At 41.7% G+C, this 9,165-nt stretch carries 8 protein-coding genes, 3 pseudogenes and 1 other annotated feature; of the genes and pseudogenes, 2 read left to right on the plus strand and 9 right to left on the minus strand.

Features of this window, described 5'->3' with window-relative positions; all coding sequences use genetic code 11:
• Positions 1-234 precede the first annotated feature (234 nt).
• From ACT3SX_RS04655 to ACT3SX_RS04680, 6 genes and pseudogenes are all read right to left on the minus strand, one after another.
• The gene (locus ACT3SX_RS04655) at positions 235-1,179 is read right to left on the minus strand and encodes an EamA family transporter (RefSeq protein ID WP_192529816.1); all 945 of its coding nucleotides are present in this window, start codon (positions 1,177-1,179) and stop codon (positions 235-237) included.
• Positions 1,180-1,472: 293 nt separating this feature from the next.
• A pseudogene (locus ACT3SX_RS04660) lies at positions 1,473-2,186 on the minus strand (PLP-dependent cysteine synthase family protein); the annotation flags it as partial.
• A gap of 16 nt (positions 2,187-2,202) precedes the next feature.
• Positions 2,203-2,769, minus strand: coding sequence for an IS630 family transposase (locus ACT3SX_RS04665; protein ID WP_442068077.1), 567 nt, complete (start codon positions 2,767-2,769; stop codon positions 2,203-2,205).
• On the minus strand, positions 2,741-3,052 hold the full coding sequence (locus ACT3SX_RS04670; protein ID WP_318779287.1) for an IS630 transposase-related protein: 312 nt from the start codon (positions 3,050-3,052) through the stop codon (positions 2,741-2,743). Before ACT3SX_RS04670 ends, ACT3SX_RS04665 begins: the two co-directional genes overlap by 29 nt.
• A gap of 47 nt (positions 3,053-3,099) precedes the next feature.
• Positions 3,100-3,345 carry a pyridoxal-phosphate dependent enzyme gene (locus tag ACT3SX_RS04675; RefSeq protein ID WP_442068075.1) on the minus strand — a complete coding sequence of 82 codons (246 nt, stop codon included), beginning with the start codon at positions 3,343-3,345 and terminating at the stop codon, positions 3,100-3,102.
• 66 nt (positions 3,346-3,411) lie between these two features.
• Positions 3,412-3,606: a heavy-metal-associated domain-containing protein gene (locus tag ACT3SX_RS04680; protein WP_192529922.1), complete on the minus strand. Its 195-nt coding sequence runs from the start codon at positions 3,604-3,606 to the stop codon at positions 3,412-3,414.
• A gap of 192 nt (positions 3,607-3,798) precedes the next feature.
• Here ACT3SX_RS04680 and ACT3SX_RS04685 point away from each other — a divergent pair.
• A pseudogene (locus ACT3SX_RS04685) lies at positions 3,799-6,030 on the plus strand (heavy metal translocating P-type ATPase); the annotation flags it as partial.
• Between the two features lie 78 nt (positions 6,031-6,108).
• Positions 6,109-6,501, plus strand: a complete 393-nt coding sequence (locus tag ACT3SX_RS04690; RefSeq protein ID WP_192529893.1) for a MerR family transcriptional regulator — start codon at positions 6,109-6,111, stop codon at positions 6,499-6,501.
• 108 nt (positions 6,502-6,609) lie between these two features.
• Here ACT3SX_RS04690 and ACT3SX_RS04695 read toward each other — a convergent pair whose 3' ends face one another.
• From ACT3SX_RS04695 to ACT3SX_RS04705, 3 genes and pseudogenes are all read right to left on the minus strand, one after another.
• Complete coding sequence (locus ACT3SX_RS04695; protein ID WP_192529926.1) at positions 6,610-7,404, minus strand: siderophore-interacting protein; 795 nt, start codon at positions 7,402-7,404, stop codon at positions 6,610-6,612.
• Positions 7,405-7,528: 124 nt separating this feature from the next.
• On the minus strand, positions 7,529-7,972 hold the full coding sequence (locus ACT3SX_RS04700) for a MarR family winged helix-turn-helix transcriptional regulator (protein ID WP_442068805.1): 444 nt from the start codon (positions 7,970-7,972) through the stop codon (positions 7,529-7,531).
• A gap of 215 nt (positions 7,973-8,187) precedes the next feature.
• Positions 8,188-9,165: pseudogene (locus tag ACT3SX_RS04705) on the minus strand (IS3 family transposase); the annotation flags it as partial.
• Positions 9,016-9,132 (minus strand) — a sequence feature (AL1L pseudoknot). Its footprint overlaps the pseudogene before it by 117 nt.

Consider the following 9,165-nt stretch of genomic DNA (forward strand, 5'->3'; position numbering starts at 1 on the left):
GGTTTTAAATGCTCCCTCTGAGGTATACCTATGGTGAACCAATCAGGTGCTTTCACTGATTCGGTTCCCTAGCGTGGACTGGAATCTTCGGTTGTAGGCTAATGAAATCAACGTTTTTGCTCCCGAAAATATTCTCAGTGTACTTCGTTGTATACATGCAGTGAATTTTTGAATAGTAGATCAAGTTATTTTTATTTACCATAAGCGCTGTTATAGAAATAAGAACAGCTAACGTCATATTGGCTGGCGCTTTCTTCCTAATTTCATTTTCATATTTGCTAGCACCAACCCCGACAATATCAATATCATTGCCAGCATCTTCCACCATGTCACAATCTCTCCTGTGAGTAGCACTGAGGTTATCATACCGAATACTGGCACCAATAGAGCGAATGGCATAACCTTAGAGGCAGTATTGTGACTGAGCAGATGCGCCCACAATCCAAAGCCTATCAGAGTTGAGATATACACGATAAACCCAAGTGATAGCCAAGACTTGAGCGATGCTTCGGTAAACGTCGCCAGTTGCCATGCCTCGGTCTCAAATATGAGAGAAGATAGAGTTAAAATCACGCAAGCGACCAGACCACCCCAAACCACCAGAGCGAGAGCAGATAACGCGGATGCCTTATTCTTACCAGTATTAGACGAAATAATAGACACGTCTGATCCTTGCTGCGTCGCTTGTGTTGACGCCTGCTTTGAGGCAATGTTACCAAAGCTCCAGCCTATGGCCGCAACCAAGATACAGACAAACCCAGCCAAAGGCATATCACCACCAAGGTTTAACGCGATGACGCTAAGCCCTAGCACACTGACCAGCATACCGATGATTTGCATGCGATTCACTGCCTCACCCAATATAAAATACGCCAGCAATACAGTGATAAAAATCTGAGTTTGTAGCAATAGTGCCGTCAACCCTGCTGATGCCCCTAAATGCATGGCAGTAAATACAAAAGCATACTGCATGACAAACGTACCGATAGCATAAATAAATAATGTACGGTTAAATTTGGGCGGCTTCAGAAAAAAAACCAGTGGCACAGCGGTAAAGAAAAAACGCAGGGTGGTGAGCATTAGCGGCGGAAAGCTTTCAAGTCCCCATGCAATAAAGGTAAAGTTCACACCCCAAATAAAGGCAACCAGTACAGCCAATGCGGTGTATATAGGAGTCATATCGTTGGCCTAGGAAATTATGGCAGGTTATCAGATTTACTTAGCTAAAAACCTGATATTTAAAAATTTTATGACAGTTTTTTATTAACGAGCGAATGCTTTTAGACAGTAAGCACCACACTTACAAACAATAGAACGGCAATGAGCATTAATGTTATACCGCCTATTTTTGTAATTAAGTATAGTGTCGTGTTTTCATTGTCGTATTCTCTTAGAATATTAGGTCTCCGACAATGACAATACCGGGACGGTTCATATAAAATCTTGAGCTTTTCTTACTCGTACAATGGATTCTATTGTTCTATTTGAGTATCAAATAGACCACCAGCCATATATTTAAGTCCTGTATCACATGCAACAGTCACGACAGTTTTCCCAGGTCCTAATTCTTTAGCCAATTTGATTGCGGCTACCACATTTATCCCTGTAGAAGTACCAGCAAGAATACCTTCTTTTTCAGCTAGCTCTTTGCACATATTGCGCGCTTCAGATTCAGAGATACCCCAAGCTTCGTCGTAAAGATGATCATCCAAAAAAGGAGGCCTAAAGCCAATACCAATTCCCTCTACATGATGCTCACCAGCATATCCTTTCGATATAAACGGAGAGGTTGCAGGTTCAAGTACACATATTTTAGTATTAGGATTGATCTTTTTTAGTATTTTGGCAACACTCATTACCATACCAGCAACGCCTACCGCACCACAAAATCCATCTACGCCTTTAGGAAATTGTTCAACAATCTCTTGGCCAATCGTCTCGTAGCCTAGTAGCGCATCTAAATTTGAAAATTGATCAGTAAGAAAGTAATTCTCTTTCTTTCCGTATTCAATTGACCTACTAATCATATCAGGAATAAGATCTGCGCTAATTTTTCCTGACTTACTGTATATGAGATCTAAGTCAGCCCCAAAAGCTGCCATGGTTTTTAATTTCTCTGAAGCAAAAGCATTTGATGACACAATCTTAAATTTGTAGCCTTTGACGGCACAAACAAAGGCAAGTGATGAGCCAGTACTATAGTCACTGCATCATAAAAGAGTTATGCCTTGGACAAATATCATAAAATAATTTAGATAAGTCGTTTTCCATCCAACCTTGACGTAGAAACTTCACTTGAGCCCATTTCTTTTCAATGGGATTTAGATCAGGACTGTAAGGCGGTAAGAATAGAAGCCTGTGACCGTGCCTGTTGAGTAGTCTTTGGACTCGCTTATGAAAGCTAGCATTATCCATGACAATCACACATTTTCTCTTAAGGTTTGGGATTAGCGTGTACTTGCACCAATCATAAAATATATCCCCATTGATGTTCTTCTCGAAGTAATCTAGCGCAAACAGCATCTTGCCATAGAGAGCACCAATGACGTTGGTTCGTTTTTTACCTTGCCAGTTATAGCGGTCGATGCAAGGGGTTCCGATGGCAGCATAGCCGTAGAGTCTAATAGTCTCGGCCTCAAAGCCACTCTCATCCATATAAACAATGGGATAGCCTTGAGCGATGAAGTCGTTAAGTTTTCTTAGATACTTAGCTCTCTTTAGGGGGCAAGCTTTGGGATGCTCAAGTGTCTTTTTTTTTGCTAATACCAATACGCTTTAAGGCTTTACTGATGCCTGTTGGGCTACAATTAAAACGCTGTGCCCGCTCATAGTGATAATCGTCAGGGTGGTCTTTGACATCTTGAGCTAAGGCTTCATCTTCTATTTTGTAGGGCTTGATATCTCGAGTAGTTTTGCTGTGAAGACGTTTTTTCCACTTCTGGATAGTCGTTGGACTGATATCATAGAAAACGGCAGCTTCGGCAAAAGTCATGCCCTCATCTAAGCTTTTGAGGACTTGTTTGCGATAATCTAGGGAGTAAGTCATGGTCATTTATAGTGGTAATCGTTTAGTTGATTTGTTTTATAACATTTTTGAAGTCATTTGACTATACCACCACTTGCTTCTACAACCGTCATATCCGCTGATAATGCACCTCGCTTTTCAGCTTCTTCGATCATTGTTTTAGCCATTCGATCTTTATAAGATCCAGTTGGATTATAGTATTCCAATTTTACATATACATCAGCATGTTCAGGAGACAGAATCTTATTAAGCTTAACGACAGGAGTATTGCCTATCACGTCAAGCATGTTATTACTTGGTATGGATGAGTTATTATTCATATAATGCCTTATTAATTTTTTAGCGTATCTTTAGTTTTATTTTGCTTTTTTATTTATTAATCCCATTCATTGCACCTTTGCTGGGAAACCATCTTTTGCTAAAGCAGCCGTCATCGGATCAATACTGGCGATGGTTTTGATATTGACCACTTTGGTGGCTAAATCAATATCAACTTTAGCGTTTGGGTCGATATCGTGAATAGTTGCTGTCACACCACGGGCACAGCCGCCACAATTCATATTTTCAATCAATAGGTTCATAACCTGTCTCCAAATAATTTTCATTTCATTACCAAGCTTAATCCTTCTCACCATGGTAAGGTCAAACACATTTTAAAAAAACACGCTTGACCTTACCATCGTGTCAACCTATATGCTATTGATAATAGATTGAAAATGATAGAGGGTGTTATGAACTCAAAAAATACTAAGTCTTATCTTTACAATGAAACATTGCCCATTGAGGGTATGACTTGTGCTTCCTGTGTTGGACGGGTAGAAAAAGCCTTAAAAAAAGTTGAGGGCGTACAACAAGCAAACGTCAACCTTGCTACTGAACGCGCATGGGTACAAGGCAACGCTCAAGTACAGAGCAGCGATTTGATTCAAGCCGTTAAAAAAGCGGGATACCATGCGAAGCTGGTTGAGCAGGATCAAAGTGACCAACAGGACAAGAAAGCCACGGAACAGCAGCAGCTGAAACGAGATTTAATCATCTCTTTGATTTTGGCCGTTCCGGTTTTTATTCTAGAAATGGGGTCACATATGATTCCAGCTTTTCATATGTGGGTCGTGGACAATATCGGCACGCAACAAAGCTGGTTGATTCAATTTGTTTTGACGACGCTGGTTCTTATCTTTCCAGGGCGACGTTTTTATCAAAAAGGTATTCCGGCATTATGGCGTTTTGCACCGGATATGAATTCATTGGTCGCGGTTGGAACACTGGCGGCTTATAGTTTTTCGCTAGTCGCAACATTTATTCCACAAGTTCTACCCGAGGGCACTGTGAATGTTTATTACGAAGCGGCCGCTGTGATTGTAAGCTTAATTTTATTAGGGCGTTATTTTGAGGCAAAAGCCAAAGGACGTACCTCTCAAGCCATTCAACATCTAGTGGGTATGCAAGCAAAAACAGCGCGTGTTCACCACAATGGGCAAGTGACTGAAATACCAATTGCAGAAGTGACCACAGAAACGATCGTTGAGATTCGTCCCGGCGAGCGTGTGCCAGTCGATGGTGAAGTTATTGAAGGCCAAAGCTATATTGATGAATCCATGATTACAGGTGAACCCGTTCCTGTTAAAAAACAAGTGGGTGATCAAGTGGTAGGAGGGACGATCAATCAGAATGGAACTTTGAATTTTCGGGCAACGGCCATTGGCGACTCTTCGGTATTGGCGCAAATCATTCGCATGGTTGAACAGGCTCAAGGATCTAAATTACCGATTCAGGCATTGGTTGATAAAGTCACGATGTGGTTTGTTCCCATGGTCATGTTCTTAGCAGCTCTGACTTTTGCTGTGTGGTTTGTTCTTGGTCCTGAGCCTGCTTTGACGTTTAGTCTCGTTAATGCCGTTGCTGTCTTAATCATTGCTTGTCCCTGTGCAATGGGATTGGCAACCCCTACCTCAATTATGGTTGGTACAGGTCGTGGGGCGGAAATGGGCGTGTTATTCCGTAAAGGTGAGGCATTACAAGCTTTACAGGAAGTTAAAGTTATTGCTGTCGATAAAACAGGCACATTAACTGAAGGTAAACCAACCTTAACAGATTTTCATGTCCAACAAGGGTTTCAACATAAACAAGTCTTGCGTATTGTGGCATCGGTTGAGGCAAAATCTGAACATCCCATTGCCGTAGCCATTGTTCAAGCCGCAGAACAACAAAATATCAGCTTATTACCGATTACCGCCTTTGACTCTGTGACCGGACTAGGGATTAAAGCGGAAGTGACAGGTCAAACCATTCATATTGGTGCTGATCGTTATATGCAGCAATTAGAGCTTGATGTTACACCTTTTGAAAATGAGGCTGCACGCTTAGGACAAGAAGGTAAAACCCCACTTTATGTCGCGATTGACCAAAAGCTAGCAGCCATTATTGCCGTTGCAGATCCCATTAAAGACACCACTTATGCCGCGATTGCAGGTTTACATCAACTGGGCTTAAAAGTAGCAATGATTACAGGGGACAATCGGCATACTGCGCAAGCTATTGCAGCAAAATTACATATTGATCAAGTGATCGCAGAAGTGTTGCCTGATGGAAAAGTAGATGCAATACGTCAACTGCAACAACAATATGGACGAGTGGCTTTTGTTGGTGATGGTATTAATGATGCACCCGCTCTTGCTCAAGCTGATGTCGGACTGGCAATTGGCACAGGGACAGATGTGGCAATTGAAGCCGCAGATGTAGTGTTAATGTCAGGTAGTTTACAAGGGGTTCCTAATGCGATTGCTTTAAGTCAGGCTACCATCAAAAATATTCGACAAAATCTATTTTGGGCATTTTTCTATAATGTTGCTCTTATTCCAATTGCCGCAGGGGTTTTGTATCCAGCATTTGATATTTTGTTGTCACCCATTTTTGCAGCAGGCGCAATGGCGCTATCCTCTGTTTTTGTACTAGGTAATGCCTTACGCTTAAAGTATTTTCAGGTGCCAGCAATTAAAGCATAGATTATATTAAGATAGGGTTAAAGTCGCGATTCAAAGTAGTCGTTTGGCTTTGCCCCTTTATCTATCAGGAGGAAAGTCATGAATATCGGTCAAGCGTCAGAGCAATCAGGAATCTCTCCTAAAATGATTCGCTATTATGAACAAATCGGTTTGCTTGATACCGCGAAACGCTCAAACTCAGGGTATCGAATCTACTCTAATCAAGATATAAAAGACTTATGCTTTTTAAGACAGGCTCGTGATTTAGGTTTTTCTTCCAAACAGATGAAAGAGTTGCTTGATTTGCGGAAAAATACAGATCGGCAGAGTGCGGATGTTAAACAGTTGACACTGCAACATATAGAAACCTTAAACCAAAAAACAGCTCAGTTGCAAGATATGGTGAACTTATTACAGATTTCTGCTGATCATTGCTCAGGTGATGAAAACGCAGAGTGCGCCATATTAAAAGATCTTGAACAAAGTGAATAAAATAAATTGTATTTTATTTAGAGTTGACTATATCTATGTTACTCACTAATGCAACTGGCTATATTTATCGTCTATTGACTATCTTTCTTCTATTCTAGTCATGATTTTTTAGTCTGCCTCTTTTTCTGCCCGTCGATCACTCGCAGATTGGTCTTCAGCAACGCCCGACTTCCAATATGAAAAGGCATATAGCTCGTCTTTTCGCCATCCCAGTTCACCTTTTAAATATTGCCGAATGGCTTTAACTGATGAAAACTCACTAGCAATGTAAGCAAAACGGCTGTTTTCTGAAGTTGGTAGCGTAAGCGTCTTAACCACAGCGGCCAGTTGACTGCCTTGCATAGGATGCGGGTTATGTAACCACGTCATTGCAATATTAGCTGACGTTGGTAGGTCTTGCTCGTCCTCTTCACCATGAACTTCGATGACACATTGCCCAGTCGCACTACTCGGCAGACTTTCAAGTATCGCCCCAAGCACAGGGATAGCCGTGGCATCACCAACCAATAAAAAGTGATCTGCTACTGGAAATAACGCTTTGTTCTTAGGCTTCATCATTACCCCAAGCTCGTCTCCAACTTTGGCATGAGTTGCCCACCCCGAAGCGGGCGCTTCATCACCATGAGCGACAAAATCAATCCAGATTTGTTGTTTTTCAACGTCTACGCCGCGGTGGGTGTAGGTGCGAATCACAAAACTAGACTTATCTTCTAGATTGAGCGGTTTGGTTTTATCAACTGGTATGGCGACTTTATTGTTTACCCCGATAGTCATGGCCGCAATATTAGCAATGGTGTCAGGATGCCCTGTAAGGTGAATACGAATATAGTGTGGGGTCAATCGTTGTTTAGCGGTGACGGTCATGACTTCTTTCACCGGTTTTTGACGGGTTATATTATTCATAGAATTCTGCCATTTTTTATGTTTTATAGGTTGTCACAAGATTTTTACTATTATGGTTTTATGAATTTACTGCCGATTGCTCTAATTCTGTAAAGCAATCTGTCCGGCAAATCAGCAGTATCTTTTACTTATCAAGGATACGGCTATCCTTCACATTATCTATCATGGCGCGACTGACTCGGAAGAATAGCGCAAGCTCAACGGTGGTTAAATCCTGCGTGAGTTGGTTTTTAGTCCACACCTCTGCAGCGTCGAGCTTTATCATAACTTCCTTGCCTTTAGCCGTTAGCTCGAGCAGTTGACTGCGACCATCTTGCGGATTATCTGTCTTAATAATTAAATCAGCCGCTAAAAGGTCATTTAGTGCCCGAGTAATTTGTGCTTTATCACGCTCGATGTAATCTGCAATTGATTTTGCAGTGCTGTGAGGGTTATAACATACGACTTTTAAGGTTCTGATTTGCGTTACTGTCAATTCAAGCTCTTGTCGTTTGATGCCTTGATGCAATAAATTGATATAGGTGTGCATCAATTGATGTAGAGTTTCACTCATCAAATTTTTAGTCATATAGAAACCTTTATGTAGTTGACTAAGGCAACTATATAAATTAAAGTTGATGGTGTCAACTATATTATCGTTTCTATATACCGATACTCTATAGTTACAGCTTTACAAAATAATGAGAACTCATTATACATTAGCCTACACAAAGCACTTGGTATCAGTGTTTTATTCTGGACGATTGAACCGCCCCGACTTTATCGGAGAGTGTTTTACTTGAGTCAGGCAGCAATGCCTGACAGGGTTAAATTATCATAATACCGCTTTTCAAATTCAAAAGGTGACACATATCCAATCGTGCTATGCAAACGGGTTTTGTTAAACCAGTCCACCCATTCAAGGGTTGCCAATTCAACATCGTTCACGCCATGCCATTGTTCTTTTAGATACTCAATCACCTCAGACTTATAAAGCCCGTTAACCGTCTCAGCCAATGCGTTGTCATAAGAGTCGCCTGTTGTACCAACAGAGGCGATCACGCCAGAGTCCGTCATCTTATCAGTGTAGCGAATGGATAAGTACTGAACCCCTCGATCACTGTGATGAATCACATCTTTGGGATGGTTTCTATCTGCTATTGCTTGATTTAAAGCCGCCATCACCATATTCGTGTTCATACGATTAGATACCTTCCAACCAACGATAGCACGGGCAAACACATCAATAATAAAAGCGGTATAGACCCAGCCGCTTGTCGTCTTGATATAGGTGAAATCTGCAACCCACAGCTGGTTAGGACGATAAGCGCTAAAGTTACGATTGACTAAGTCATCAGCGCGCTTTTGGTCGTCACGGCTGTTGGTGGTAATCTTGCCTTTGCCACGCCAGACGCCTTGTAGGCCATACTGCTTCATTAATCGCTCTACGGTACACCGAGCAACCTTTAACCCGTCAGCTTTCATCTGCTGCCAGACTTTACGCACACCATAACGGCATTTACTGTCCTGCCAAATACGTTTAATCTCGCTGAGATAATAGTCGTCATGCTGACTGCGCAGTGAACGCTTGTGTGGGTTGTCGCTTAAGTCTTGAGCACGATAATAAGTTGACGGGGCAATCGGTAATACTCTACAGATCAGCTCGACCCCATAATTATTCTTATGATCGTCGATGAATTGAATCATGATTTTAGTCAGCGGTCGAGCTCCGCCTGGGCGAAAAAAGCAGCAGCCTTACGTATAATCTCATTGGCTTGCTTG

Source organism: Psychrobacter sp. AOP31-B2-9 (assembly GCF_052378005.1).
Lineage (GTDB): Bacteria > Pseudomonadota > Gammaproteobacteria > Pseudomonadales > Moraxellaceae > Psychrobacter.

Excerpts from the sequence above, each read along its gene's own strand:
- ACT3SX_RS04655 (WP_192529816.1), bottom strand. The coding sequence starts at position 1,179 with ATGACTCCTATATACACCGCATTGGCTGTACTGGTTGCCTTTATTTGG.
- ACT3SX_RS04670 (WP_318779287.1), bottom strand. The coding sequence starts at position 3,052 with ATGACCATGACTTACTCCCTAGATTATCGCAAACAAGTCCTCAAAAGC.
- ACT3SX_RS04675 (WP_442068075.1), bottom strand. The coding sequence starts at position 3,345 with ATGAATAATAACTCATCCATACCAAGTAATAACATGCTTGACGTGATA.
- ACT3SX_RS04680 (WP_192529922.1), bottom strand. The coding sequence starts at position 3,606 with ATGAACCTATTGATTGAAAATATGAATTGTGGCGGCTGTGCCCGTGGT.
- ACT3SX_RS04690 (WP_192529893.1), top strand. The coding sequence starts at position 6,109 with ATGAATATCGGTCAAGCGTCAGAGCAATCAGGAATCTCTCCTAAAATG.
- ACT3SX_RS04695 (WP_192529926.1), bottom strand. The coding sequence starts at position 7,404 with ATGAATAATATAACCCGTCAAAAACCGGTGAAAGAAGTCATGACCGTC.
- ACT3SX_RS04700 (WP_442068805.1), bottom strand. The coding sequence starts at position 7,972 with ATGACTAAAAATTTGATGAGTGAAACTCTACATCAATTGATGCACACC.